Below are 25,389 nucleotides of genomic sequence, written 5' to 3'. Positions count from 1 at the left end.
GCAAGCGGGCGGTACCCCCCAGCTCGACGGCCAGGGCGCCGCTAGACCAGCTCGGGCACCCGCAGGTGAGCGATCGCCAGCTCAAACTCGGCCACGTCGACGACCTCGGCGCCCAGCTCCCGGACGCGCCTGCTGCGCAATTCGGTGGCCCGGTCGCGGTTGCGGGCCATGGCGTCCATCGAGTCGAACGTCGAGCAGGACACCGCCCGCCGGCACGCGGGATGGTCGACCAGCAGGCTGGCGCTGCAGAACCCGTCGAGATCCTCCATCTCCGGCAGCACCGACATCCGGTAGAAGTCCAGGGATCGGCTGAGCTGATCAGGCACCACCTTGAGCCAGGTGGCCCGCACGCAGGCCCCCGGACGGGACGGGTGGTCGCGGTGTAGCAAAGCGATGTCCCACTCCTCGACCTGCGCGCTGCCGTCGAACATCAACGCGGCCTGATCGCGAATCGGGGCGACCCGTTCGGCGCTGGCGCGCATGGCGTCGATGCTGTCCCACGAGCTGGTGGCGATGCAGGTTCCGGACTGCCGGTCGACCAACAGTGACAGTCCGACACACCCGTCGATCTCCATGAGGGCCGGCATGACGATGTCGCGAATGTGCGCGATACCGATGTCTACCGATAAGGGTTGCGCCTGGATGGTGGTGGAGCGTGCGTACACGGCCGACCTCCTCTGTTGGGGCTTGTACCGAAGGGGCCCGGTGGGCGACCGGCCCATCAGTTACCTTCCTCCTGCCCGTTGCGCGCCGCAATGCCTTGATGTGGTCGCGCTCACAAACGATTGGCTGGTCGCAACAGGTGCGCCGTAGGCTGGTTCGGATGCATACCGATGTGCTCGACGTGGACACCACACGGCGCCGCATCGTCGATCTGACCGAGGCGGTGCGGGGCTTCTGCTGGTCGCGGGGAGACGGCTTGTGCAATGTGTTCGTCCCGCACGCGACGGCGGGCGTCGCCATCATCGAGACCGGGGCCGGCTCCGACGAGGACCTCCTCGACACGCTGGAACGGCTGCTGCCGCGCGACGACCGTTACCGGCACTCGCATGGCTCGCCGGGCCACGGCGCCGATCACGTGATGCCGGCGCTGGTGGCGCCGTCGGTGACGGTGCCGGTCTCCGCCGGCGAGCCGATGCTGGGCACGTGGCAAAGCATCGTGTTGGTCGACCTGAACCGGGACAACCCGCACCGCTCGGTGCGGTTGAGCTTTCTGGAGGGTTAGCGGCCCGGTAGCCAGCTATTCCGGCGAATACGCTGGAATAGACGTCCACGCAGAAAAAGCGAACAGGAAGAAGCGGACCAGAAGTGCAGACACACGAGATCAGGAAGAGGTTTCTTGATCACTTCGTGAAGGCGGGTCACACCGAGGTGCCCAGCGCATCGGTGATCCTCGACGACCCCAACCTGCTGTTCGTCAACGCGGGCATGGTCCAGTTCGTGCCGTACTTCCTGGGCGCGCGCACACCGCCGTACTCGACGGCCACCAGCATTCAGAAGTGCATCCGCACGCCCGACATCGACGAGGTGGGCATCACCACCCGGCACAACACCTTCTTCCAGATGGCCGGCAACTTCTCGTTCGGCGACTACTTCAAGCGCGGCGCCATCGAGCTGGCGTGGACCCTGCTGACCAACGCCGTGTCCGAGGGCGGCTACGGCCTGGACCCCGAAAGAATCTGGACGACGGTCTATTTCGACGACGACGAGGCCGTGCAGCTGTGGCAGGAGATCGCCGGGCTGCCGGCCGAGCGGATCCAGCGCCGCGGCATGGAAGACAACTACTGGTCCATGGGCATCCCCGGTCCGTGCGGCCCGTCGTCGGAGATCTACTACGACCGTGGCGAGGAGTTCGGCGTCGGCGGCGGCCCGGTGGCCAACGAAGATCGCTACATCGAGATCTGGAACCTCGTGTTCATGCAGAACGAACGCGGCGAGGGCACCGGCAAAACCGACTTCGAAATCCTGGGGCCTCTGCCGCGCAAGAACATTGACACCGGCATGGGCGTCGAGCGCGTCGCGTTCATCCTGCAGGGCGTGCACAACGTCTACGAGACCGACCTGCTGAGGCCCGTCATCGATGCCGTGGCCGCCCGTGCGCCGCGCGGGTACGACGCCGGCAACCACTCCGACGACGTGCGCTACCGGGTCATCGCCGACCACAGCCGCACCGCGGCGATCCTGATCGGCGACGGCGTCACTCCCGGCAACGACGGGCGCGGGTACGTGCTGCGCCGCCTGCTGCGCCGGGTGATCCGTTCGGCCAAGCTGCTCGACATCGAAGGCCCCATCGTCGGCGAGCTGATGGCCACCGTGCGCGACGCGATGGGGCCGTCGTATCCCGAACTGGTCGCCGACTTCGACCGGATCAGGCGGATCGCCGTCGCCGAAGAGACCGCGTTCAACCGCACGCTGGTGGCCGGCTCCAAGCTGTTCGACGAGGTGGCCGGCACCACCAAAGCCGCGGGGGCCAAAGCGATTTCCGGCTCGGACGCCTTCACGCTGCACGACACCTACGGCTTCCCGATCGAGCTGACCCTGGAGATGGCCTCCGAGGCAGGCCTGCAGGTCGACGAGATCGGCTTCCGGGAACTGATGGCCGAACAGCGCCGCCGGGCCAAAGCGGACGCCGCCGCCCGCAAGCACGCGCACGCCGACCTGAGCGCCTACCGCGAGCTGGTCGACGCCGGCCCCACCGAATTCACCGGCTTCGACGAACTGGCCTCCGAGGCAAGGATTCTGGGCATTTTCGTCGACGGGAAGCGGGTGCCGGTGGTCACCCACGGGACCGACGGCGCGCACCAGGTCGAACTCGTGCTGGACCGCACTCCGCTCTACGCCGAATCCGGGGGGCAGATCGCCGACGAGGGCACCATCAGCGGGACGGGCGCCTCAGAGTGCGCCCGCGCGGCCGTCACCGACGTGCAGAAGATCGCCAAAACCTTGTGGGTGCACCGGGTCAACGTCGAGTCCGGGGAATTCGTGGAGGGCGACACCGTGGTGGCGGCGGTCGACCCGGAATGGCGCCGGGGTGCCACCCAGGGCCACTCGGGCACCCACATGGTGCACGCCGCGCTGCGACAGGTGCTCGGCCCCAACGCCGTTCAGGCCGGGTCGCTGAACCGCCCGGGCTACCTGCGCTTCGACTTCAACTGGCAGGGTTCGCTGTCCGACGAGCAGCGCACCCAGATCGAAGAGGTCACCAACGAGGCCGTCCAGGCGGACTTCGAGGTGCACACCTTCACCGAGCAACTCGAGAAGGCCAAGGCCATGGGGGCGGTCGCGCTGTTCGGCGAGAGCTACCCGGAGCAGGTGCGGGTGGTGGAGATCGGCGGCCCGTTCTCGCTGGAACTCTGCGGTGGAACCCATGTGCACAACTCGGCGCAGATCGGGCCGGTGACCATCCTGGGTGAATCGTCGGTCGGGTCCGGGGTCCGCCGAGTGGAGGCCTACGTCGGGCTGGACTCGTTCCGCCACCTGGCCAAGGAGCGCGCCTTGATGGCGGGGCTGGCGTCCTCGCTGAAGGTGCCGTCCGACGAGGTGCCGAAGCGGGTGGCCGGCCTGGTGGAGCGGCTCAAGGCCGCCGAGAAGGAGCTCGAACGCGCGCGGCTGGCCGGGGCGCGCGCCGCCGCAACCAATGCCGCGGCCGGCGCGGAGCGTATCGGTAACGTCCGTGTGGTGGCGCAACGGATGTCGGCGGGGATGACGGCAGGCGACCTGCGTTCCCTGGTGGGCGACATTCGCGGCAAGCTGGGCAGCGACCCCGCCGTGGTGGCGCTGATCGCGGAAGGGGAGGGCGGCACCGTGCCGTACGCGATCGCCGCGAACCCGGCCGCCCAAGACCTCGGGATCCGCGCCAACGACCTGATCAAGCAGCTGGCCGCGACCGTCGACGGCCGCGGTGGGGGCAAGCCCGACCTGGCGCAGGGTTCCGGAAAGGACCCGACCCGCATCGACGCCGCGCTCGAGGCCGTCCGCTCTGAGATAGCGCGGGTCGGCTGAGTGGTTCCCACAGAGCATCGCTTGCCCGACCGGCCCGGCGACCCTGAGCAGGACCCGGGCCGGGGACCACGGCTCGGTATCGACGTCGGCAGCGTGCGCATCGGCGTCGCGTGCAGCGACCCAGACGGCATCCTGGCCACGCCCAAGGAAACCGTGCGCCGCGACCGCTCCGGCAAACACCTGCGGCGGCTGGCCGAGCTGGCCGCCGAGCTCGGGGCGGTCGAGGTGGTCGTCGGGTTGCCGCGGACACTGGCCGACCGCACCGGCCCGTCGGCGGTCGACGCGATGGAGCTGGCCAGCAAACTGGCGGAAGTGCTGGCCCACCGAGTTCCTCCCACGCCGGTGCGACTGGCCGACGAGCGCCTGACCACCGTCAGCGCGCAGCGATCGCTGCGCGCGGCCGGCGTCCGCGCCAGGGAGCAGCGGGCAGTGATCGACCAGGCGGCCGCCGTGGCCATCTTGCAGAGCTGGCTCGACCAACGCCGAGCCACCCTGACGGCGGGGGAGTCCACCGATGGTTGACAGCGCACGGCGCGAACGGGCCGAGCCCGAAGCGGTCGGTCCGTCGCGCAAAGGGAGCCGCGTTACCCGGAACCGGGCCGAGCGGGGGCGTCGCCGGCGGCTGTTCGCCGGCAAGATCGTGCTCGCGGTCGTCGCCGTCGTCGTGCTGGTGGGAGTTTTCGTCGGCGCCAAGCTGTGGCACACGGTGTTCGGGTCCGGCGACGACTACACCGGAAGCGGCAAGCGCGACATCGTGATTCAGATCAAGGACGGTGACTCGACCACCATGGTCGGGGAGACGCTGCAGCACGAGCAGGTGACCAAGACCGTCCGGGCGTTCGTCAACGCCGCGCACGGCAACACCAAGATCTCTTCGATCCAGCCCGGCTTCTACCGGATGCGCACCGAGATCCCGGCGGCCAACGCCGTCGAGCGGCTGGCCGACCCGAACAGCCGGGTGGGCCGGCTGGTCATCCCGGAAGGCCGCCAACTCGACGACACCACCGACATGAAGACCAACAAGGTGACCCCGGGCATCCTGACGCTGATCTCCCGTGCCACCTGCGTGACCCTGGACGGCAACCAGCACTGCGTCGCGGTTGAGGAACTGCGGGCGGCGGCGACCAACAGCACGCCCGCGGCCCTGGCGGTGCCGCCGTGGGCGCTCGAGCCGTTCACCGAGCTCGGCAAGGACCATCGCCGGATCGAGGGGCTGATCGCGCCGGGCACCTTCAACGTCGACCCCTCGACGTCGGCCGAGACGATCCTGTCGGGGCTGATCAGCGCCGGCGCCGTGGAGTACATGAAGTCGGGGTTGGTGGACACCGCCCAGGCCATGGGCCTGTCGCCCTACGACATCCTGGTGGTGGCGTCGCTGGTGGAGCAGGAATCCAAGTCGCAGGACTTCGCGAAGGTCGCGCAGGTCATCTACAACCGCCTGCACGCTCACCACACGCTGGAATTCGACTCGACGGTCAACTACCCGCTGGACCGCCGGGAAGTGGCCACCACCGACGCCGACCGCGCCCAGAAGACGCCGTGGAACACCTATGTGTCGCAGGGGTTGCCGGCGACCGCGATCTGTTCGCCCGGGGTGGACGCCCTGCACGCCGCCGAGCATCCCGAGCCCGGTGACTGGTTGTACTTCGTCACCATCGATGCCCAGGGGACGACGCTGTTCACCAAGGATTATCAGCAGCATCTGGCCAACATCGAGCTGGCTAAGCGCAACGGTGTCCTCGATAGCGCGCGCTGACGGCGCACCCCGGAAAGCGGCGGTGCTCGGCAAGCCGATCGCCCACTCGAAGTCCCCGCAACTGCACCTGGCCGCCTACCGGGCGCTGGGGCTGCACGACTGGACATACGAGCGCATCGAGTGCGACGCCGAGCAGCTGCCCGCGGTGGTCGGCGGGTTCGGACCCGAGTGGGTCGGGGTGTCGGTGACCATGCCGGGCAAATTCGCCGCCTTGCGGTTCGCCGACGAGCGCACCGAACGCGCCGAGCGGGTGGGGTCGGCCAACACCCTGGTCCGCACGGCGGCGGGCTGGCGGGCGGACAACACCGACATCGACGGCGTGAGCGGGGCGCTGGGGTCAGCGGCCGGGGCGGCGCTGGTGTGCGGGTCGGGTGGGACCGCGCCGGCGGCCGTGCTGGGGCTGGCCCAGCTGGGCGTCACCGCCATCACCGTCGTCGCGCGCAATCCGGACAAGGCCGCCCGGCTGGTGGAGCTCGGCACGGGAATCGGGATGCCGACGCGGTTCGTGGGTCTGGACAGCGGCGAGTTGCCCGCCGCGGTGGCCGGCGCGGAAGTGCTGGTCAGCACGATCCCCGCCGAGGTCGGGGCGCGGTACGCGGGCACCTTCGCGGCCATCCCGGTGCTGCTCGACGCCGTCTACGACCCGTGGCCCACGCCGCTGGCCGCCGCGGTGGCCGCCGCCGGCGGCCGCGTGATCAGCGGCCTGCAGATGCTGCTGCATCAGGCCTTCACCCAGGTCGAGCTATTCACAGGCCTCCCGGCGCCGCGAGAGGCCATGGCCGCCGCCTTGGGCTAGCGTCCCGCGGCATGCGGGTGACGGTGGCGGTCGCGGTGCTGGTCTGGCTGGCGGTGTTGAGCGGCTACGACTTCCGCGAGCGCCGGTTGCCCAACCTGCTGACGCTGCCCGGCGCCGGGATGATCCTGCTGGCGGCCGCCGTGGCCGGGCGCGGCTGGCCCGCACTCGCGGGGGCGACGGCGTTGACCGCGGTCTATCTGCTGGTGCATTCCGTGGCCCCGGCGGGGATGGGGGCGGGAGACGTCAAGCTCGCGATCGGCCTGGGGGCGCTGGCCGGCTGTTTCGGCGTCGGGGTGTGGTTCCTGGCGGCGCTGGCGGCGCCGCTGCTGACCGTGTCGTGGGGCTTGCTCGGCCGGCTTCTCGGCGGCGCGGGCGCCGCGTCGGTGCCGCACGGCCCCTCGATGTGCGCGGCCACCGCCGCCGCGATCGGCCTGGTGCTGGTGTGAGCCCGACGGCCACGCGCGGATTTAAGCCCACCCGGGCGCACATGGGAAGATGATCGGGTGTTGCGTTGGATCACCGCCGGGGAGTCCCATGGCCGCGCGTTGGTGGCCATGCTCGAGGGCATGGTCGCCGGCGTCGAGGTCAACTCGACCGATATCGGCGACCAGTTGGCCCGCCGCCGGCTCGGTTACGGCCGCGGCGCGCGGATGAAGTTCGAGCGCGACGCGGTGACCGTGCTCTCCGGGGTGCGCCACGGCATCACGCTGGGCGGCCCCATCGCCATCGAGATCGGCAACACCGAGTGGCCCAAGTGGGAGACCGTGATGGCCGCCGACCCGGTCGACCCGGCGGAGCTGGCCAATGTCGCGCGCAACGAACCGCTCACCCGGCCGCGGCCCGGCCATGCCGATTACGCGGGCATGCTCAAGTACGGCTTCGACGACGCCCGGCCGGTGCTGGAGCGGGCCAGCGCCCGGGAGACCGCCGCCCGCGTCGCGGTGGGCACCGTCGCGCGGTCCTTCCTGCGCCAGGCCCTGGGTGTCGAGGTGCTTTCGCATGTGATCGCGATCGGTCCGTCGGCTCCCTACGACGGCCCGCCGCCGCGCCCGGAAGACCTGCCCGCGATCGATGACAGCCCGGTGCGCGCCTTCGACAAAGAGGCTGAGGAGTCCATGATCGCCGAGATCGAGGCGGCCAAGAAGGACGGCGACACCCTCGGCGGCGTGGTCGAGGTGGTGGCCATGGGCCTGCCGGTCGGGCTGGGTTCGTTCACCAGCGGCGACAACCGGCTCGACAGCCAGCTCGCCGCCGCGGTGATGGGCATCCAGGCCATCAAGGGCGTGGAGATCGGCGACGGCTTCGAAACGGCCCGCCGCCGCGGTAGCCGCGCCCACGACGAGATGTATCCCGGACCCGACGGCGTGATCCGCTCGACCAACCGCGCGGGCGGGCTCGAGGGCGGCATGACCAACGGGCAGCCGCTGCGCGTGCGCGCCGCGATGAAACCCATCTCCACCGTGCCGCGGGCGCTGGCCACCGTCGACCTGGCGACCGGTGACGAGGCCGTTGCCATCCACCAGCGCTCGGACGTGTGCGCGGTGCCGGCCGCCGGCGTCGTGGTCGAGGCCATGGTGGCGTTGGTGCTGGCCCGGGCGGCGCTGGAGAAGTTCGGCGGTGATTCGCTCACCGAAACCCGCCGCAACATCGAGGCGTATCAGCGCGCCGTCGCCGACCGGGAAGCGCCGGCCGCCCGGGGTACCGCGTGATGGCACCCAGGGCGGTACTGGTCGGGTTGCCGGGTTCGGGCAAGTCCACCATCGGGCGGCGCCTGGCCAAGGCGCTCGGCGTCGGGTTCCTCGACACCGACGCGGCGATCGAGCAGCAGACCGGGCGCAGCATCGCCGACATCTTCGCCGCGGACGGGGAGCAGGAGTTCCGCCGCATCGAGGAGGGCGCGGTGCGCGCCGCGTTGGCCGACCATGACGGCGTGGTGTCGCTCGGAGGTGGGGCCGTCACCAGCCCGGGGGTGTGCGCGGCGCTCGCCGGCCACACCGTCATCTACCTGGAGATCAGCGCCAACGAGGGCGTGCGGCGCACCGGCGGCAGCGCCGTGCGCCCGCTGCTCGCCGGCCCGGACCGCGCCGAGAGATACAAAGCGCTGATGGCCGAGCGGGCCCCGCTGTACCGGCGCGTGTCGACGATCCGCGTCGACACCAACCGCCGCAATCCCGGGGCGGTGGTGCGCTACATCGTGTCCCGGCTGCAGACCCCCGAGAACGCCCACGCGGAGGCCGCGACATGACCCACACCGTGCAGGTGGCCGTCGACCCGCCCTACCCGGTGATCATCGGCACCGACCTGGGCGACCAGCTGGTCGAACTGCTCTGCGACCGGCACCGGGTGGCCATCGTGCACCAACCGGCGCTCGCGCAAACCGCCGAAGCGATCCGAAGCCGCTTGGCGGACAAGGGCGTTGACGCGCACCGCATCGAAATCCCGGACGCCGAGGCTGGAAAGGATTTGCCCGTCGTGGGCTTCCTCTGGGAAGTCTTGGGCCGCATCGGGATTGACCGCAAAGACGCGTTGGTCAGCCTCGGCGGCGGCGCCGCCACCGACGTCGCGGGGTTCGCGGCGGCCACCTGGCTGCGCGGCGTCGACATCGTCCACATCCCCACCACGTTGCTCGGCATGGTCGACGCGGCCGTCGGCGGCAAGACGGGCATCAACACCGACGCGGGCAAGAACCTGGTGGGCGCGTTCCATCAGCCGCTGGCGGTGCTGGTCGACCTGGCGACCCTGGAAACGTTGCCGCACAACGAACTCGTCGCCGGGATGGCCGAGGTGGTCAAGGCCGGCTTCATCGCCGACCCGGTGATCCTCGATCTCATCGAGGCCGACCCGCAGGCCGCCGTGGACCCCGCGGGTGACGTGCTTCCGGAGCTGATCCGGCGCTCGATCGCCGTCAAGGCGGAGGTCGTCGCCGCCGACGAGAAGGAGTCGGAGCTGCGCGAAATCCTGAACTACGGCCACACATTGGCGCATGCGATCGAGCGCAGGGAGCGCTACGAGTGGCGGCACGGCGCCGCGGTGTCGGTGGGCCTGGTGTTCGCCGCGGAACTGGCCAGGCTCGCCGGCCGGCTCGACGACGCGACCGCGCAGCGCCATCGCACCGTCCTGTCGGCGCTCGGCCTGCCGGTCGGTTACGACGCCGAGGCGTTGCCGCAACTGCTGGAATACATGGCCCAGGACAAGAAGTCGCGCGCCGGGGTGCTGAGGTTCGTGGTGCTCGACGGGCTGGCCAAGCCGGGGCGGCTGGCCGGCCCCGACCCGTCGCTGCTGGCGGCGGCATACGCGGGGCTGTCCGACGGAGAGGACGCCTGATGAGCACCACCGTCAACGTCATCAATGGCCCGAACCTCGGCCGGCTGGGCCGCCGCGAGCCCGAGGTGTACGGGGACACCACGCACGACCAACTGGCCGAGCTCATCGAGCGGGAGGCCGCCGCGCTCGGCCTGAAAGCCGTTGTGCGCCAGAGCGACAACGAAGCCCAACTGCTGGACTGGATCCATTCGGCCGCCGACGCGGGCGAACCGGTGATCCTCAATGCCGGCGGGCTAACCCACACGTCGGTCGCGCTGCGCGACGCGTGCGCCGAGTTGCGCGCGCCCCTGATCGAGGTGCACATCTCCAATGTGCATGCCCGCGAAGACTTTCGGCGGCACTCGTACCTCAGCCCGGTCGCGACGGGGGTGATCGTCGGGCTGGGAATCCAGGGCTACCTGCTCGCCCTGCGCTACCTGGCCGAAGCCGCCAAGGGTTAGCCCCTGCCGGGCGCGTTGCCCGGCGTGGTGGGCTCGTCGCCGGCCTTGCGGATCACCTCGGTTTTGGGCTCGGCCTCGGTCTTGGGGATCGTTTCGGTGGGCGCCTCACGCTCGGTGGTGCCCACCGTTTCTGTGGGCGCCTCACGCTCGGCCGTGGCGACCGCCGCGGTCCGCTCCTCGTGCCGCGCTCCAGCCGTGGGTATCTCCCCGGTCGGCGCGTCGTCACCGCGCACCGCCGAGAACACGTCAGTGTCGCTGTCCCGCCCTTCCCTGTCGCCAAGGCCGTGGCGCTTCTCCGGCTCCTTCTCGTACTGCCGGTCCACCCGCCAGCGGCCGATGGTTACGCCGATGATCCCGGGCAGGAACACGCAGAGCGCGGTGAACGCCGCGAACGTGGTCAGCTCGTTGATCAGGCCACCGGTGTAGAGACCCTTGTACACCAGCGCGATGAGCCAGGAGACGGCGCCGGATAGGACGCCGGCCACCAGGCCGGCCAGCAGCCAGGTCATCGCCAGATCGCGGCGCCGGTCCGGGTCCCGGTTCGCGTGGGCGTCGGCCCGGCCGTCGAATACCCCCCAAACGACCACGCCGATGATGAACAAAAGCAGCAGCACCACGCTAAAAAGCCCGGCCTGCGTCTGCCATGCGTTTATCAACGCGCCTTGGAACAAGCGAACGATTACCATTGCCGCGGCGTAGACCAATCCGCGCAGCATCCAGGACCTCATGGGCAATCAGCGTAGCGAGTACCGTCAAGGGTCGTGACACATTCTCAGCGCCGGGACAACCTGAAGGCGCAAATTCGAGCCGGCGGACTGGACGCGCTGCTGGTCAGCGACCTGAACAACGTGCGCTACCTATCCGGGTTCACCGGCTCGAACGGCGCGTTGCTGGTTTTCGCCGACGATCGCGGCCCGGTGCTGGCCACCGACGGCCGGTATCGCACCCAGGCCGCGGAGCAGGCGCCCGGACTCGAGATCGCCATCGAACGCGCCCTCGGGCGCTACCTGGTCGGCCGGGCCGCCGAGGACGGCGTCGAGAAGCTGGGCTTCGAAAGCAACGTGGTGACCGTCGACGCCTTCGACGTCCTGACCAGCGAGCTCGGCGAGCGCAAGGCGGCCACCGAGCTGGTGCGGGCCGCCGGGACCGTCGAGGCGCTGCGCGAGGTCAAGGACGACGGTGAGGTGGCGCTGCTGCGGCTGGCCTGCGAGGCGGCCGACGCCGCCCTCGCCACCCTGGTGGAGCGGGGCGGCCTGCGGCCCGGCCGGTCCGAGCGTGAGGTGAGCCGGGAGCTCGAGGCGCTGATGCTCGACCACGGCGCCGACGCGATCTCGTTCGAGACCATCGTGGCCGCCGGGCCGAATTCGGCGATCCCGCATCACCGTCCCACCGACGCCGCGCTGGCGGCCGGAGACTTCGTGAAGATCGACTTCGGCGCGCTGGTGGCCGGCTATCACTCCGACATGACCCGCACCTTCGTGCTCGGCAAGGCCGCCGACTGGCAGCTGGAGATCTATCAGCTGGTCGCCGACGCCCAGCGGGCCGGGCGGGAGGCGTTGCGGGCGGGCGCCAACCTGCGCGAGGTCGACGGCGCGGCGCGCCAGCTGATCGTCGACGCGGGCTACGGCGAGCAGTTCGGCCACGGGCTGGGGCACGGCGTGGGGTTGCAGATCCATGAGGCGCCGGGGATCGGCGCCACGTCCACCGGCACGTTGCTGGCCGGTTCGGTGGTGACCGTCGAGCCGGGCGTCTACCTGCCGGGCCGCGGCGGCGTGCGCATCGAGGACACCCTGGTCGTGCCCGGCGACGCGGCGGCGACCCGCGGGCAGGCGCCGGAGTTGCTCACCCGGTTTCCGAAGGAGTTGGCGGTTCTGGCCTAGCCGAACCGCGCGGTTCGGAGGCCTGGCGGCCGGGGGTAAAGTCGGGTGGCGTGAATGGGGTGGAGCCAATCGAGCGTCGGCTGGCGCGCTTGCGGGATTTTCGGTGGGAGCTGAGCGCCCAGCCCCTGCGGGAGCTGCGGCTAGAGATCGACATCGTGTATTTCCCCGTCCCGGTGCCGTTTTCCGGCGGGAGAAAGCTCAACGTCCCCTTCTTGACGATGATCAAGCGGCTGCGGCCTTCGCCGAGCGAGCCGGCCGAGGCCGGCCCCTAACGCGGGAGCTTCCCGCCGCCACCCGACGCGGGGGCGTCGGCCGCGTCGCGCTTTAGACTGACGGACAAATTGCAGACAGTTCGCGAACGACTGTCCATCCTCTAGGAGATACACCGAACCGTGGCAAGCACCGCCGATTTCAAGAACGGACTGGTGCTGGTGATCGACGGCCAGCTTTGGCAGATCGTCGAGTTCCAGCACGTCAAACCGGGCAAGGGTCCGGCCTTCGTGCGCACCAAGCTGAAGAATGTGCTTTCCGGCAAGGTCGTCGACAAGACGTACAACGCCGGCGTGAAGGTGGAGACAGCCACCGTCGACCGGCGCGACGCCACGTACCTGTACCGCGACGGCTCGGACTTCGTGTTCATGGACAGCCAGGACTACGAGCAGCACCCGCTGCCGGAGTCGCTGGTCGGCGACGCCGCCCGGTTCCTGCTGGAGGGCCTGCCGGTGCAGGTGGCGTTCCACAACGGGGCCCCGCTCTACCTCGAGCTGCCGGTGTCGGTCGAGATGGAGGTCACCCACACCGAGCCGGGCCTGCAGGGCGACCGGTCCAGCGCCGGCACCAAACCCGCCACCGTGGAGACCGGGGCGGAGATTCAGGTGCCGCTGTTCATCAACACCGGCGACAAGCTGAAGGTGGACACGCGCGACGGCAGCTATTTGGGGCGCGTCAACGCGTGAGCAGGCCCGTCAGGGGGCGCCATCAGGCCCGCAAGCGTGCCGTCGACCTCTTGTTCGAGGCCGAGGCCCGCGGGCTGGGCCCGGCCGAGGTCGCCGACGGGCGCGCCGCGCTGGCCGCGGCGAACTCGGAGGTGGCGCCGTTGCAGCCGTACACGGTCGCGGCCGCCCGGGGGGTCGGGGAACACGCCGCCCACATCGACGACCTGATCAGCTCGCACCTGCAGGGCTGGACGCTGGACCGGCTGCCCGCCGTCGACCGCGCCATCCTGCGGGTCGCGGTGTGGGAGCTGCTCTACGCCGACGACGTCCCGGAGCCGGTCGCCGTGGACGAGGCCGTGCAGCTGGCCAAGGAGCTGTCCACCGACGACTCGCCGGCCTTCGTCAACGGCGTGCTGGGCCAGGTCATGCTGGTGACGCCGCAGATCCGGGCGGCCGCCGCCGCGGTGCGTTCGAGTGCGGCGGCCGCGCCGGAAACCGAGGAACGCCAGGCGTGACCCGGCTGGAGCTGCGCGCCGTCGTCGCGGGGTTGCTGGCCGCGACGGTGGTGCTGGGTGCCGTGGTCTGCGCCGCCTTCGGCTGGACCATCGTCGCGTCGGCGCTGTCGATCTACGCGCTCGCGGTGGGCGCCTGGCTGTATCACTGCGTCGAGCGGCTGATCGTGGCCCGCCGCATCAGCACGGTTCGCACCGCCGCGAGGCCGCTGCAGCCGCTGCTGCCCGTGATGGCCGCGATCATGGGCCTGACCCAGGCCGTGGTGCGATCGCTGTCCGACGTCACCGAGTTGCCGGCCCGCCGCTGGGACCTTCCGGTACTGCGCTGGGTGGACAGCACGCGCGTCAACAGGCGCATCGTGGACGCTGACGAGGATGACGACGAGCTGAACAGCTGAGGAGAGCTCACGCGAAACGATCACGTGGGCCGCGCGGCGGGGTGAGAATACAAGTCGCTCAGAAAACAGGTGAGGTCATGACTCGATACACCACCCAGCCGCGACGACTCCGCGTCTCCGCGCTGGCGGCGGTGGCCAACCCGTCCTACGCCCGCGTCGACACGTGGAATCTGCTCGACGACGCGTGCCGCCACCTCGCCGAGGTCGACCTGGCCGGGCTCGACAAGACCCACGACGTGGCCAGGGTGAAGCGCCTGATGGACCGCATCGCCGCCTACGAGCGGTACTGGCTGTATCCGGGGGCGGCGAACCTGGCGACGTTCCGCGCGCACCTCGAGAGCCTGTCCACGGTGCGGCTCACCGAAGAGGTTTCCATGGCCGTCCGCCTGCTGAGCGAATACGGCGACCGCGCAGGGCTTTTCGACACCTCGGCGCCGCTGGCCGACCAGGAGCTGGTAGCCCAGGCCAAACAGCAGCAGTTCTACACCGTCTTGCTCGCCGACGACGCGCCCGCGACGGCCCCGGACTGCCTGGCCGAATGCCTGCGGGACCTGCGCAACCCGTCCGACGATGTGCAGTTCGAGATCCTGGTGGTGCCCAGCGTCGAAGACGCCATCACCGCGGTCGCCCTGAACGGCGAGATCCAGGCCGCCATCATCCGCGACGACCTGCCGCTGCGCTCCCGCGACCGGCTGCCGCTGATGAACACGCTGCTCGGGCCCAACGAGGATGCGGACGGGGTCATTCCCGACCGTGCCAACGACTGGGTGGAGTGCGGCGAGTGGATCCGGGAGTTGCGGCCCCACATCGACCTGTATCTGCTGACCGACGAGTCCATCGCGGCGGGCGATGACACCGAGCCCGACGTCTACGACCGGACGTTCTACCGGCTCAACGATGTCACCGACCTGCACAGCACCGTCCTCGCCGGGCTTCGAAACCGTTACGCCACACCATTTTTCGATGCGTTGCGGGCGTATGCGGCGGCACCGGTCGGCCAATTCCACGCGCTGCCCGTCGCCCGAGGTGCCAGCATCTTCAACTCGAAGTCGTTGCAGGACATGGGCGAGTTCTACGGCCGCAACATCTTCATGGCCGAGACCTCGACCACGTCCGGCGGCCTGGACTCGTTGCTCGACCCGCACGGCAACATCAAGAAGGCGATGGACAAGGCCGCGCACACGTGGAATTCCGACCACACGTATTTCGTCACCAACGGGACGTCCACCGCCAACAAGATCGTCGTCCAGTCCCTGACCCGGCCGGGCGACATCGTGCTGATCGACCGCAACTGCCACAAGTCGCATCACTACGGGCTGGTGCTGGCGGGTGCGTACCCGTTGTACCTGGATGCTTATCCGTTGCCGCAGTTCGCGATCTACGGGGCGGTGTCGCTGCGCACGATCAAGCAGACGCTGCTGGGTCTCGAGGCGGCCGGCCAGCTGGACCGGGTGCGCATGCTGCTGCTGACCAACTGCACCTTCGACGGCGTGGTCTACAACCCGCTGCAGGTCATGCAGGAGGTGCTGGCGATCAAGCCGGACATCTGCTTCTTGTGGGACGAGGCGTGGTACGCGTTCGCGACCGCCGTGCCCTGGGCCCGGCAGCGGACCGCGATGGTGTCGGCCGAGCGTCTCGAGCGGATGCTGGCTTCGCCGGAATACGCTGCCGAGTACCGGGATTGGGCGGCGTCGATGGAAGGGGTCGACCGCTCGGAGTGGGTCGACCGCCCGCTGTTGCCCGACCCCGCCCGCGCGCGGGTCCGCGTGTACGCGACGCATTCGACGCACAAGTCGCTGTCGGCGCTTCGGCAGGCGTCGATGATCCACGTCCGCGACCAGGATTTCAACGCCCTGGCCCGCGATGCGTTCGGTGAGGCGTTCCTGACCCACACCTCGACGTCACCCAACCAGCAACTGCTGGCGTCGCTGGACCTGGCGCGCCGGCAGGTCGACATCGAGGGCTTCCAGCTGGTCCGGCAGACCTACGACATGGCGCTGGTATTCCGCCACCGGGTGCGCCGAGACCGGTTGATCAGCAAGTGGTTCCGCATCCTCGACGAGTCCGATCTGGTGCCCGAGGAGTTCCGGGCGTCGTCGGTGAGTTCCTACCGCGAGGTCCGGCAGGGGGCGCTGGCCGAGTGGAACGAGGCGTGGCGGTCCGATCAGTTCGTGCTGGACGCGACGCGGGTGACGTTGTTCGTCGGCAAGACGGGGATGAACGGGTACGACTTCCGCGAGAAGATCCTGATGGACCGATTCGGCATCCAGATCAACAAGACGTCGATCAACAGCGTGCTGTTGATCTTCACCATCGGTGTGACATGGTCGAGCGTGCACTATCTGCTCGATGTATTACGCAGGGTGGCAATCGATTTCGACCGCGCCGAGAACGCCGCCAGCGTCGCCGACCGGGCGCTGCAGGAGCGTCACGTCGAGGAGATCACGCAGGACCTGCCGCACCTGCCCGACTTCAGCGAGTTCGACGTCGCCTTCCGGCCGGTGGACGCGTGCATCTTCGGCGACATGCGGTCGGCCTTCTACGCCGGATACGAGGAGTCCGATCGCGAGCACGTCCTGATCGGCATGGCGGGCCGGCGTTTGGCGGAGGGCAAGACGCTGGTGTCCACCACGTTCGTGGTGCCCTACCCGCCGGGCTTCCCGGTTTTGGTCCCCGGTCAGGTGGTGTCCAAGGAGATCATCTACTTCTTGGCCCAGCTCGACGTGAAAGAGATCCACGGCTACAACCCCGACCTGGGGCTGTCGGTGTTCACCGAGGTGGCGCTGGCGCGGATGGAGGCCCAGCGGAACGCGGCGCTGGCGGCGGTGGGTACGGCGTATCCCTCGTTCGAGTTGCCGTCGGACGCTTCGGGCATGAACGGCGCCGGCAACGGTGACCGTACCGCGCGAGCCGTCAGCGAAGGCGCCTGAGGCTAGGGACGCGACGGGGCCGAGTATCGGGGGGTGGGCTGCGCCCAGCCGAGCTCGCCTGCCCGGATCCCTCGGGTGATCTCGTCGCCGCGGGCCGGGCTGCCGGCCGGCGCCGTTTCCGGACAGCCGCAGCTGAGGGTGCTGAACGGGCTCGGGTCGGCGCCTGCGGGGCCCGCTGCCACCAACCCCAATCCGACGGCGATGGCGGCGTAGACCAGCATTCGCGTGGTCGCGCGGTTCTTGTGACCCGCCGGGCGTGCAGTACCAGACATGACGGTGTCAGCGTAGGAGCCGATCGCTGAGAAGCCGCTGAGAAGAGTGCTGACCTCGGTGTTTCCCAACGGTGCGCGGCCCTGCAGAATCGGAGGGGTGCTGTCGCCTCGCCTCCCGCACGGGGGCATCGCCGCTCGCTCGGCCGCTGTGTCGGCTGTCGTCGTGCTCTGTGCCCTTGCCCTCGCCGGCGCGGGACTGGACGCGATCCTGTACCGGTCGCTACTGGTGGGCGTCGATTATGCCGCCGCCGAAAGAGTTCGCGACCTGGCGAACGCGCTGCAGGCCGAGCTGCCGGCCGGCCTCGACAACGCCCTGTTGACCACCGACCCCAGGGTGGTCGCCGTGCAAGTGATCGCCCCCGACGGCAGGGTGGTCAAGCGGTCGCGTTCCGCACCCGCCACGCCGCTCGTTCCCGTGAGCGAGTTCGACTTCGCGCTGCGTCGCGGCCTGTCTGACGACGCGGTGGCGGGTGACGACATGCGCGTCAGCGGTCGGCGGGTCGCAACCCCGTCCGGCGATTACACGGTGCTCGTTGGCGGGGGGAGCGAGGCGGTCGAGGAGACCGCGCGGACCGTCGCCCTGCTCCTGGCGGCCGGTGCGCCCATCGTCATCGCGGGGGCGGCGGTCGCGACGTTCGTGCTGGTTCGCCGGTCGCTGCGATCGGTGGACGCGATCCGCGCGCGGGTGGCCGAGATCTCGACCTCCGACCTGGCCGAGCGGGTGCCGGTGCCCAACGGCCGCGACGAGATCGCCGCTCTGGCGGTGACCATGAACCGGATGCTGTCCCGTATCGAAGCCGGCCACCGTGCGCAACAGCGCTTTATCGGCGACGCGTCGCATGAACTGCGCAGCCCGCTGGCCACCATCATCTCCGGGCTGGAAGTCGCCGAGGCCCACCCAGACCTGCTCGACGCCGAGTTGGCGGTCAACACCCTGCTTCCCGAGGCGCAACGCATGCACGCGCTGATCGAAGACCTGCTGCTGCTGGCCCGCGCCGACGAGCAGAGCCTGGTGCGGCGCAAGGAAGTACTCGCCCTCGATGAGGTCGCCGACGTCGAGGTCGCCCGCGTGCGACGGGAGGCGCGCTGCGCAATCGACACCGACATCGGCCCGGTGCGCTGCACCGGCGACCCGATGGCCATCTCGCGAATGATCCGCAACCTGGTGGAAAACGCTGTCCGCCATGCCACTTCGCGTGTCGCCGTGGAAGTCGGCAGCGGCAACGGGACGGCCACCGTTACCGTCAGCGATGACGGCCCGGGGATCTCCCCGGCCGACCGGACCCGGGTGTTCGAGCGCTTCGTGCGTCTGGATTCCGACCGTGCCCGCAGCGGCGGGGGAGCCGGCCTGGGCCTCGCGATCGTCGCCGAGGTGGTCGCCGCTCACGGCGGCTCGGTCGCCATCGAGGACCGGGCGGGCGGCGGAACCCGGATGGTGGTGTCCCTGCCGCTACACGACCCTCAGCACAGCAGCCGGTAGCCGACGCCCCGAATCGTTTCGATGGTGTTGGTGCCGAAGGGAATATCGATCTTGCGACGCAGATATCCCACGTAAACCTCCACCACGTTGTCGGGCCCGCTGTAGTGCGCATCCCACACGTTGCGAAGTATCTCGGCCTTGGTCACGACCATGTCCTTGTTGCGCATGAGGAATTCGAGCACCCCGAATTCCCTGGGGGTCAACGTGATCGGGGCGGAGTCACGGTGGACGGTGTGCCGCGCTGGGTCCAGGCGCAGCGATCCCGCGGCCAGCACCGCGGGCCGCTCCGGCACGCCGCGGCGCATCAGGGCCCGCAGCCGCGCCACCAGCACCCGAAACGAGAACGGTTTGGTCAGGTAGTCGTCGGCTCCCAGGTCGAAAGCGTCCGTTTCGTCGTACTCACCGTCCTTGGCCGTCAGCATCAGGACCGGCGTCCAGACGTTTTGCGCCCGCATCCGGCGCAGCACCTCGTATCCGCTGTGGCCGGGCAGCATGATGTCGAGGATCACCACGTCGAAGCCGGTGTCAACCGCCTCCCGTAGGCCGTCGACGCCCGTGCCGACGGCCACGACGACGAATCCCTCCGCCTTGAGCCCCCGAGCGAGAGTGGCCGACAGCCGCGCCTCGTCCTCGACGAGAAGGACTCTCATGCCATCACGCCTCTTCGTGGGCCGCGCCGGGGTGGTGTCCCGGACGCTGCGGCAGGACGGCGATCAACGCCACGATGATCGCCGCGATCACGGCCGAGGCCAGCGGGCGGCTCAGGTTGAGGCCGCCGTCGGCGACCGGCTTGTCGATGAAGTCGCCGATCGTCGCGCCCAATGGGCGGGTCAGGATGAACGCAACCCAGAACAACGCGACCCGCGATACGGCGGTCCAGTAGTAGAGCGCGATGACGACGGCAAGGCCGGCGGCGAACACCAACGCCCCACGCTCGTAACCGAATCCGCGAGTGTCGGCGAGCCAGTCGCCCAGCGCGGTGCCCAGGGTCTGCGAGAACGTGATGGTTGCCCAATAGAAGGCCTCGACTTTCGGCGTCGAGACGGTGGTAACCGACACGGTGCCCTCCGACCACCACCACAGGCCCAAGGTGGCCAGGAGGCAACCCAGGAGCAGGAGCGACCCGCCGGTGTAACCGATGCCGAGCGATCGGTCGGCGAAGTCGGCCAGCGTCGTGCCGAACGTCGTCGACGCCACGATCGTCGTCCAGTACAGGCTCGCGTGGAAGCGTTTGGCGACGATCTGAGCGGCAACCAGCACCACCAGCGCGACGCCGAAAAGGGCGACCCCGGCCGCGTAGCCCCAGTTCAGCGTCATCGTGACGGTGTCGCCGCCCGTCTCGCCCAACGTGGTCGCCAAGATCTTGATGATCCAGAAGCCCAGGGTGACCGCCGGCACCTTGGTCAACGCTTGCCGCGAAACGTCACTCATCCACAGTCATCTTCCGGTGTCGTCGTTGATGCATTCCTAGGGTAGTCGCGCTGAGAAGACGCTGAGGGCCCGGATAAGAAACCGCTGTGTCCACACTGTGAATCGCCGTGTCGAATGGCCGTCCCACCGGGATCCCAAAAGGCCAGGCGCACAATGCAGTTCCGCACTTCGGGCCACGGGGGCCGGTGCGTGGACGCTGAGCTTTTTGTGTCAATTACCTTAGCGTTCAATAAGTTACAGCGATCTTGGCGCCAGGCGCCGGGTGAACGTCGTGCCACGATGGATTGCATGCTTTCCGGGGCCGGTAGCGCTAGCCGACTGGGCGCGGGTGCGCGCTGGTCGGTCATGATCGTCTCCTTGGGGGTGACGGCAACGTCGTTCCTGTTCATCAATGGCGTTGCGTTCCTGATCCCGTCGCTGCAGGCCCGCCGCGGCATCCCGCTTACCGAAGCCGGCCTGGTGTCGTCCATGCCGAGCTGGGGGATGGTGGTGACGCTTGTGCTCTGGGGCTGGGTGCTGGACCGCGTCGGCGAGCGGCTGGTGCTGACGGCAGGCTCGGCGCTCACGGCGGCAGCGGCCTACGCCGCGGCGTCTGCCCATTCGATGGTGGCCATCGGTGTCTTCCTCTTTCTCGGTGGGATGGCCGCGGCCAGCTGTAACACCGCCGGTGGGCGTCTGGTGTCCGCGTGGTTCCCGGTGCACCAACGGGGCCTGGCGATGGGCGTCCGCCAGGCCGCGCAGCCGTTGGGCATCGCGTTGGGCGCGTTGGTGATTCCGGAGCTGGCCGAGCGCGGCCCCCGGTCGGGGCTGATGTTCCTCGCGCTCATGTGCACGGTGGCGGCAGCGGCCAGCGCGCTGGGGATCGTCGATCCGCCGCGGAAATCACGCCAGGCAGCCACCGACACGGAACTGGCGAGTCCATATCGCGGGTCGTTCGTGCTGTGGCGGATTCACGCGGTGGGCGCCCTGCTGATGATGCCGCAAACGCTGACCGTGACGTTCATGCTCGTGTGGCTGATGAATCGCCATGGCTGGTCGGTCGCGGCGGCCGGCGGTCTGGTCACCCTGTGCCAGCTGCTGGGCGCGGTGGGCCGAATCGCGGTCGGGCGCTGGTCGGATCGCGTCGGCTCGCGGATGCGGCCGGTCCGCGCCATCGCCATCGCCGCCGCGCTGGCGCTGTTCCTGCTTGCCCTCACCGACGGCACCGGGTCGGGCTACGACGTGTTGCTCATGGTCGCCATCGCGGTGATCGCGATGCTCGACAATGGGCTCGAGGCCACCGCCATCACCGAGTTCGCCGGCCCGTTCTGGAGCGGGCGCGCCCTGGGCGTGCAGAACACCACTCAGCGGCTGATGGCCGCCGCCGGCCCGCCACTCTTCGGCGCGCTGATCGTCGCCGCCGAATACCCGCCCGCCTGGGCGCTTTGCGCGCTGTTCCCGTTGGCGGCCGTCCCGCTGGTGCCCGCCCGGCTGCGACCGTCGGGACCGGAGAACCCGAAAAGTGCTGCGCCATCACGATTTACGCTGAATCGGGAGGTGACTGCCGCTAAGTGATCGCGCTCGACGAAGCCGGGCGCTGGGCGAAGCCGGGTAGCCGGCGATCGAGTGTGCGCTGACGGCTTTCAGTGTGCGTTCACGGCGGCGACACGCCGGTGACTCCCGCCCTGGACGCACACTGGACTCAGCGCAGAATCCTGGCGTAGAGCAGGCTGTCTTGCGGCTCGGGCCCCAAGTTGGGGTAGACGGCATGGCGGGCCAGCCGGCCCTCCAACACGAAACCGGCCCGCTCCAGCAACCGCGCCGAACGCACGTTCTCCACATTGCAGGTGGCCCACACCCGATACACCGCCCGGTCGCTGTCGAGCGCGGTCAACAGCATGTCGATCACCTCGGCCATCAAACCCTTGCCCCACCACCGGCGACCCAGGCAATAACCGATTTCGACCGAGTGCGGCACCGGACGCCTGCAACTGGCCAGCCCGACGACCTCACCGCTGTGCCGCAACTCGATCGCCCAGGTCCGCTCGTCGGCCGTGGCGTTGAGCTTCTCGGTGATCACCCGCCGCGTCGCCGCCACGTCGGGATGCGGCGCCCACATCAGGTACTTGGTGACCTCGGGGTCGCGGGCGACCCGCTGGAACAGTGCCCCGGCGTCGTCGAGCACGGGCCGGCGCAACACCAGCCGGGGCCCGGTGATGCGGTCGGGTGGGTAATCGGCCACGGCGCTAGAGGCCGAGCGCTTGATAGGTGCGGCGGACGAATTTCGGCTGCGCCGATTGGAGCTTCGCCAGCGAGGTGTTACCGGCTACCGCCGCCGCCACGTCCGCGGACATGTCGGGCAGGTTCTGCACCAGATAGATCAAGACCAGGTCGGCGCTCGGATCGGCCTGCCACCACGTCCCGTAGGCACCCGGCCAGCTGAACGTCCCGAGGCCGCCCGGCCCGAACAACGGCGCGCTCTTGGCGGGGTCGGTCACCACCGACAGGTTCAGGCCGAAGCCGCGGCCCACCCAATACGGCGCCCCGAGGAAGTTGTGCCGCTTCTGTTCGTCGGTGAGCCGGTCGGTGCGCATCAGGCGGGCGGATTCGGGTGACAACACCCGCACGCCGTCGATCGTTCCTTCGCCGAGCAGCATCCGCACGAACCGCAGGTAGTCGTCGGCGGTCGACCACAGGCCGCCACCGGCGTTGGGGAAGGACGGCGGCGTGATGTGCGGCGGCCCCATCACGTCGTGGTGCAGTTGGCCCTGCCCGTCGAGCCGGTACATGGTCGCGGCGCGCCGGCGTGCCTCGGGGGACGCGAAGAACCCGGTGTCGGGCATGCCCACCGGGCCCAGCACGCGTTCGTCGAGAACCTGGTGGAACGGCTTGTCCTCGACGCGTGCCGCGATGACGCCAAGCAGGTCGATGGAGTGGCTGTAGGTAAGTCGGTCGCCGGGCTGATGCACCAGCGGCAGCTTGGCCAGCTCGGCCAGCCAGGCGTCCGGGCCCTGGTTGAACGGCAGCCGCACGTAGGCCTTGGCGATCGGCCCGGACACCGAGAATCCGTAGGCCATGCCGCTGGTGTGGGTGAGCAGATCCTCGATGAGGATGGCGCGCCGCGCCGGATGCGTCCGGTCCAGGGGGCCGTGCGGGCCGTCGAGCACCCGTACGTCGGCCAGCTCGGGCGTCCAGCGCACGATCGGGTCTTTCAGCGTCAGCTTGCCCTCGTCGACCAGGCTCATCACCGCCGCGACGGTGACCGGCTTGGTCATCGACGCGATCCGGAACAGCGTGTCGCGCTGCATCGGCAGGCCCGCGTCCACATCGCGATGACCGATTTCGTTGACCTGCAGCACTTCTCCGCGCCGCCACACCAGCGTCAGCGCACCGGCGAGCAGTCCCGTGTCGCACACTTCGCGGATGGAGGCCGCATTGGCGTCGAGATTCACCCGAATCAGGTTAGCGTCGGGCCCGGGGGAGCCGCGGCCAAGGCTTCATCCACGGTGGGGTAGAGGTCTATGAACTCGTCGAGGCCCACGATGCGCAGCGGCCGGCTGGTGGCCGAGCCGTCGGCGGCCACCCGCAATGACGTCGGGCTGTTCTCGGTCAGGCGATGCACCTCGACGAGCACGGTGATGCCGGCAGAGGACAGGAAATCGACCTCGGTGAGGTCGATGACGAGCACCGCGGGCGTGTCGGCCAGCGCAATGTCGATATGCGTGGCGAGCGAGGGCGCGGTGATGATGTCCACCACACCACTGACCTGCAACACCACCGCGTCACCGGCATCGCGGCGGTTGACCCAGAATTCCTCGCTCCTCACCATCCGAACGTACTGTCTGCCCCGCAACGGGCCATCACCCGGGCCGGCTCTTGGCCGGGAGGGTTCGGTCAGCGCCGCTGCGCGCGGACGTACCAGAACGCCATTTCGACCTGCGCGCCCTCGACCTCGCGGCGCATCGTGGCGGGCTCCAGCGACGCGATGTCCCAGCCTGCGCCGCCGAGGACGTCGCGCAGCGTGGACTCCGGGACCGCGGGTCGGGGCCACCGCTCGTCCGGGGCGTTGGCGTCGGAGAAGCAGCTGATCAGCAGCGTGGCGCGGGGCCTGGTCGCCCGGTGCACCGCGGCGGCGTAGTTGCGCTTGCCGTCGTCGTCGAGGCAGTGGAACATCCCGCTGTCGATAACGGTGTCGAACGCATCGGTATAGCCCTCCAGCTTGGTGGAGTCAGCCACCGCGAACGTCACGTCGACCCCAGCGTCATGGGCCCGGCGCTGGGCGGTGACCAGCGCGGTGGGCGAGATGTCCAGCCCGGTGACCCGGAACCCGTTCTGCGCGAGGTAGATGGCGTTGTCGCCGAGCCCGCAGCCGATGTCCAGGACGTCACCGTGGACCCAGCCGCCGGCGTGCCACGCGATGACGTTGTCCTTGGGCGCCTTGGTGTCCCACGGGGGTGTGGCCATCGGCGGGATGCCTTCGCCGGGGCTCTCGCCGCGGTAGAGCGCGTCGAAGTCCATTTGCTGCAATCTGGAGAAGCCCGAGCCCGTCATTTTCGCCAGGGTAGCGCGGCACGGTGTCGCCGTGTGTTCACACATCGCCACGTATCGCGGCCAAATTTCATGACGGTTTCGGTTGCGCAAAGGTACTGCAGCGTACCCGCGATGCAAGGGCCGGTACCGCCTCCTTGGCTTTAGTGTTGACTGCATGGCCGAACTGAACACTTACGTGAAGCGCTGGCGCACAGCGCTTCACGTATCCGTGTCGGCATTGATGGTTGCCATCCTCGGACTCGCCGGCACCCCGGTAGCTCATGCGGCTGCGGCCTCGGCGACGTTGTCGGTGGAACATGCGTGGCAGACGGGTTTCATCGCCAACTTCACCGTCACCAACTTGAGCATGGCGCCGCTAACCGATTGGCGGCTCGACTTCGACATGCCGGCGGGACAATCCGTCTTGCACACGTGGAACAGCACCGTCACCCAATCGGGCACCCACTACGTTCTCACCCCCGCGAACTGGAATCGCAGCATCGCACCGGGTGGCTCAGCCACAGGGGGCCTGAGAGGCGTGGTGAGCGGTTCCTTCTCGCCACCGTCGAATTGTCTGCTCAACGGGCAATACCCCTGCACCTAGCGGTGCCGCGCACTGAGGACGCGCCGTAGAGCGCGTCGAAGCCGCTTCGCTGCAGCGGGAGAAGCCCGAGCCCGGCGGGACACCTGGGACGGGTGGGGTGCAGCGGGCCTTCGGGGACGG

Annotated in this window: 28 protein-coding genes; 19 read left to right on the top strand and 9 right to left on the bottom strand. The window is 69.4% G+C overall.

Annotated features, from left to right (window positions below):
- Window positions 1-41: 41 nt before the first annotated feature.
- A complete protein-coding gene (locus A5758_RS15985; RefSeq protein WP_067207282.1) occupies window positions 42-665 on the bottom strand; it encodes a hypothetical protein in 624 nt (207 codons plus the stop codon).
- Window positions 666-835: 170 nt separating this feature from the next.
- Between A5758_RS15985 and A5758_RS15980 the strand changes: the two genes are divergently transcribed.
- The 10 genes from A5758_RS15980 (at window position 836) to aroQ (ending at window position 10,318) form a co-directional block, all read left to right on the top strand.
- Window positions 836-1,225 (top strand): secondary thiamine-phosphate synthase enzyme YjbQ, encoded by a 390-nt coding sequence (locus A5758_RS15980; RefSeq protein WP_197503851.1) that lies wholly within the window; start codon window positions 836-838, stop codon window positions 1,223-1,225.
- 83 nt (window positions 1,226-1,308) lie between these two features.
- Complete coding sequence (gene alaS / locus A5758_RS15975; protein WP_067741738.1) at window positions 1,309-4,002, top strand: alanine--tRNA ligase; 2,694 nt, start codon at window positions 1,309-1,311, stop codon at window positions 4,000-4,002.
- Entirely contained in the window at window positions 4,003-4,524 is a 522-nt protein-coding gene (ruvX, locus tag A5758_RS15970) for a Holliday junction resolvase RuvX (protein WP_067741735.1), read from the top strand.
- On the top strand, window positions 4,517-5,758 hold the full coding sequence (gene mltG / locus A5758_RS15965; RefSeq protein ID WP_067741724.1) for an endolytic transglycosylase MltG: 1,242 nt from the start codon (window positions 4,517-4,519) through the stop codon (window positions 5,756-5,758). The genes ruvX and mltG overlap by 8 nt, the downstream gene beginning before the upstream one ends.
- The gene (locus A5758_RS15960) at window positions 5,745-6,554 is read left to right on the top strand and encodes a shikimate dehydrogenase (protein WP_156622662.1); all 810 of its coding nucleotides are present in this window, start codon (window positions 5,745-5,747) and stop codon (window positions 6,552-6,554) included. The genes mltG and A5758_RS15960 overlap by 14 nt, the downstream gene beginning before the upstream one ends.
- Before the next feature lie 11 nt (window positions 6,555-6,565).
- On the top strand, window positions 6,566-7,000 hold the full coding sequence (locus A5758_RS15955) for an A24 family peptidase (RefSeq protein ID WP_067741718.1): 435 nt from the start codon (window positions 6,566-6,568) through the stop codon (window positions 6,998-7,000).
- 57 nt (window positions 7,001-7,057) lie between these two features.
- Entirely contained in the window at window positions 7,058-8,263 is a 1,206-nt protein-coding gene (aroC, locus tag A5758_RS15950) for a chorismate synthase (RefSeq protein WP_067741715.1), read from the top strand.
- The gene (locus A5758_RS15945) at window positions 8,263-8,799 is read left to right on the top strand and encodes a shikimate kinase (RefSeq protein WP_067207308.1); all 537 of its coding nucleotides are present in this window, start codon (window positions 8,263-8,265) and stop codon (window positions 8,797-8,799) included. Before aroC ends, A5758_RS15945 begins: the two co-directional genes overlap by 1 nt.
- Entirely contained in the window at window positions 8,796-9,878 is a 1,083-nt protein-coding gene (gene aroB, locus A5758_RS15940; protein ID WP_067741712.1) for a 3-dehydroquinate synthase, read from the top strand. The genes A5758_RS15945 and aroB overlap by 4 nt, the downstream gene beginning before the upstream one ends.
- The gene (gene aroQ / locus A5758_RS15935; RefSeq protein WP_067207317.1) at window positions 9,878-10,318 is read left to right on the top strand and encodes a type II 3-dehydroquinate dehydratase; all 441 of its coding nucleotides are present in this window, start codon (window positions 9,878-9,880) and stop codon (window positions 10,316-10,318) included. Before aroB ends, aroQ begins: the two co-directional genes overlap by 1 nt.
- On the opposite strand, the gene A5758_RS15930 is transcribed toward aroQ, so the two are convergent.
- Window positions 10,315-11,046, bottom strand: a complete 732-nt coding sequence (locus A5758_RS15930) for a B-4DMT family transporter (RefSeq protein ID WP_082939716.1) — start codon at window positions 11,044-11,046, stop codon at window positions 10,315-10,317. The two genes, aroQ and A5758_RS15930, sit on opposite strands and share 4 nt — an antisense overlap.
- Window positions 11,047-11,079: 33 nt before the next feature.
- Between A5758_RS15930 and A5758_RS15925 the strand changes: the two genes are divergently transcribed.
- The 6 genes from A5758_RS15925 (at window position 11,080) to A5758_RS15900 (ending at window position 16,973) form a co-directional block, all read left to right on the top strand.
- On the top strand, window positions 11,080-12,198 hold the full coding sequence (locus tag A5758_RS15925; RefSeq protein WP_067741706.1) for an aminopeptidase P family protein: 1,119 nt from the start codon (window positions 11,080-11,082) through the stop codon (window positions 12,196-12,198).
- A gap of 50 nt (window positions 12,199-12,248) precedes the next feature.
- Entirely contained in the window at window positions 12,249-12,470 is a 222-nt protein-coding gene (locus A5758_RS15920) for a hypothetical protein (protein ID WP_067741702.1), read from the top strand.
- Window positions 12,471-12,590: 120 nt separating this feature from the next.
- On the top strand, window positions 12,591-13,154 hold the full coding sequence (gene efp, locus A5758_RS15915) for an elongation factor P (RefSeq protein WP_066945215.1): 564 nt from the start codon (window positions 12,591-12,593) through the stop codon (window positions 13,152-13,154).
- Window positions 13,151-13,648, top strand: a complete 498-nt coding sequence (nusB, locus tag A5758_RS15910; protein ID WP_067207331.1) for a transcription antitermination factor NusB — start codon at window positions 13,151-13,153, stop codon at window positions 13,646-13,648. Before efp ends, nusB begins: the two co-directional genes overlap by 4 nt.
- On the top strand, window positions 13,645-14,043 hold the full coding sequence (locus A5758_RS15905) for an antitermination protein NusB (RefSeq protein WP_067741699.1): 399 nt from the start codon (window positions 13,645-13,647) through the stop codon (window positions 14,041-14,043). The genes nusB and A5758_RS15905 overlap by 4 nt, the downstream gene beginning before the upstream one ends.
- Window positions 14,044-14,120: 77 nt before the next feature.
- Window positions 14,121-16,973 (top strand): aminotransferase class I/II-fold pyridoxal phosphate-dependent enzyme, encoded by a 2,853-nt coding sequence (locus A5758_RS15900; RefSeq protein WP_067207339.1) that lies wholly within the window; start codon window positions 14,121-14,123, stop codon window positions 16,971-16,973.
- Window positions 16,974-16,975: 2 nt separating this feature from the next.
- Here A5758_RS15900 and A5758_RS15895 read toward each other — a convergent pair whose 3' ends face one another.
- Window positions 16,976-17,245 (bottom strand): hypothetical protein, encoded by a 270-nt coding sequence (locus A5758_RS15895; protein ID WP_067207499.1) that lies wholly within the window; start codon window positions 17,243-17,245, stop codon window positions 16,976-16,978.
- A 58-nt stretch (window positions 17,246-17,303) separates the two neighbouring features.
- Between A5758_RS15895 and A5758_RS15890 the strand changes: the two genes are divergently transcribed.
- Window positions 17,304-18,725, top strand: coding sequence for a HAMP domain-containing sensor histidine kinase (locus tag A5758_RS15890; RefSeq protein ID WP_067207502.1), 1,422 nt, complete (start codon window positions 17,304-17,306; stop codon window positions 18,723-18,725).
- Here the strand turns inward: A5758_RS15890 and A5758_RS15885 are convergent.
- Both A5758_RS15885 and A5758_RS15880 read right to left on the bottom strand, forming a co-directional pair.
- Window positions 18,707-19,375: a response regulator transcription factor gene (locus A5758_RS15885; protein ID WP_067741696.1), complete on the bottom strand. Its 669-nt coding sequence runs from the start codon at window positions 19,373-19,375 to the stop codon at window positions 18,707-18,709. The two genes, A5758_RS15890 and A5758_RS15885, sit on opposite strands and share 19 nt — an antisense overlap.
- 4 nt (window positions 19,376-19,379) lie before the next feature.
- On the bottom strand, window positions 19,380-20,156 hold the full coding sequence (locus tag A5758_RS15880; RefSeq protein ID WP_067741693.1) for a hypothetical protein: 777 nt from the start codon (window positions 20,154-20,156) through the stop codon (window positions 19,380-19,382).
- 288 nt (window positions 20,157-20,444) lie between these two features.
- Here A5758_RS15880 and A5758_RS15875 point away from each other — a divergent pair, with 288 nt between their 5' ends.
- Window positions 20,445-21,710, top strand: coding sequence for an MFS transporter (locus A5758_RS15875; protein ID WP_067741841.1), 1,266 nt, complete (start codon window positions 20,445-20,447; stop codon window positions 21,708-21,710).
- A 127-nt stretch (window positions 21,711-21,837) separates the two neighbouring features.
- Here the strand turns inward: A5758_RS15875 and A5758_RS15870 are convergent, their stop codons facing one another.
- From A5758_RS15870 to A5758_RS15855, 4 genes are all read right to left on the bottom strand, one after another.
- Window positions 21,838-22,377 carry a GNAT family N-acetyltransferase gene (locus A5758_RS15870; protein ID WP_067741690.1) on the bottom strand — a complete coding sequence of 180 codons (540 nt, stop codon included), beginning with the start codon at window positions 22,375-22,377 and terminating at the stop codon, window positions 21,838-21,840.
- A gap of 4 nt (window positions 22,378-22,381) precedes the next feature.
- Window positions 22,382-23,587, bottom strand: coding sequence for a serine hydrolase (locus A5758_RS15865; protein WP_067741687.1), 1,206 nt, complete (start codon window positions 23,585-23,587; stop codon window positions 22,382-22,384).
- Between the two features lie 5 nt (window positions 23,588-23,592).
- On the bottom strand, window positions 23,593-23,964 hold the full coding sequence (locus A5758_RS15860) for an STAS domain-containing protein (protein WP_067207353.1): 372 nt from the start codon (window positions 23,962-23,964) through the stop codon (window positions 23,593-23,595).
- Between the two features lie 65 nt (window positions 23,965-24,029).
- Window positions 24,030-24,662 carry a class I SAM-dependent methyltransferase gene (locus tag A5758_RS15855; protein ID WP_156622661.1) on the bottom strand — a complete coding sequence of 211 codons (633 nt, stop codon included), beginning with the start codon at window positions 24,660-24,662 and terminating at the stop codon, window positions 24,030-24,032.
- Window positions 24,663-24,840: 178 nt separating this feature from the next.
- Here A5758_RS15855 and A5758_RS15850 point away from each other — a divergent pair, with 178 nt between their 5' ends.
- On the top strand, window positions 24,841-25,269 hold the full coding sequence (locus A5758_RS15850) for a cellulose-binding domain-containing protein (protein ID WP_067741684.1): 429 nt from the start codon (window positions 24,841-24,843) through the stop codon (window positions 25,267-25,269).
- The last annotated feature ends 120 nt before the right edge of the window (window positions 25,270-25,389 follow it).

This window comes from Mycobacterium sp. 852014-50255_SCH5639931 (assembly GCF_001665605.1).
Lineage (GTDB): Bacteria > Actinomycetota > Actinomycetes > Mycobacteriales > Mycobacteriaceae > Mycobacterium > Mycobacterium paraffinicum.
Note: the sequence above shows the minus strand (reverse complement) of the source record. Positions and strands in the feature narration are given on the sequence as shown.

Coding starts and splice junctions, on each gene's coding strand:
- mltG (WP_067741724.1), top strand. CDS start 4,517: ATGGTTGACAGCGCACGGCGCGAACGGGCCGAGCCCGAAGCGGTCGGT.
- A5758_RS15955 (WP_067741718.1), top strand. CDS start 6,566: ATGCGGGTGACGGTGGCGGTCGCGGTGCTGGTCTGGCTGGCGGTGTTG.
- A5758_RS15945 (WP_067207308.1), top strand. CDS start 8,263: ATGGCACCCAGGGCGGTACTGGTCGGGTTGCCGGGTTCGGGCAAGTCC.
- aroB (WP_067741712.1), top strand. CDS start 8,796: ATGACCCACACCGTGCAGGTGGCCGTCGACCCGCCCTACCCGGTGATC.
- aroQ (WP_067207317.1), top strand. CDS start 9,878: ATGAGCACCACCGTCAACGTCATCAATGGCCCGAACCTCGGCCGGCTG.
- A5758_RS15930 (WP_082939716.1), bottom strand. CDS start 11,046: ATGAGGTCCTGGATGCTGCGCGGATTGGTCTACGCCGCGGCAATGGTA.
- A5758_RS15900 (WP_067207339.1), top strand. CDS start 14,121: ATGACTCGATACACCACCCAGCCGCGACGACTCCGCGTCTCCGCGCTG.
- A5758_RS15895 (WP_067207499.1), bottom strand. CDS start 17,245: ATGTCTGGTACTGCACGCCCGGCGGGTCACAAGAACCGCGCGACCACG.
- A5758_RS15885 (WP_067741696.1), bottom strand. CDS start 19,375: ATGAGAGTCCTTCTCGTCGAGGACGAGGCGCGGCTGTCGGCCACTCTC.
- A5758_RS15880 (WP_067741693.1), bottom strand. CDS start 20,156: ATGAGTGACGTTTCGCGGCAAGCGTTGACCAAGGTGCCGGCGGTCACC.
- A5758_RS15875 (WP_067741841.1), top strand. CDS start 20,445: ATGCTTTCCGGGGCCGGTAGCGCTAGCCGACTGGGCGCGGGTGCGCGC.
- A5758_RS15860 (WP_067207353.1), bottom strand. CDS start 23,964: ATGGTGAGGAGCGAGGAATTCTGGGTCAACCGCCGCGATGCCGGTGAC.
- A5758_RS15850 (WP_067741684.1), top strand. CDS start 24,841: ATGGCCGAACTGAACACTTACGTGAAGCGCTGGCGCACAGCGCTTCAC.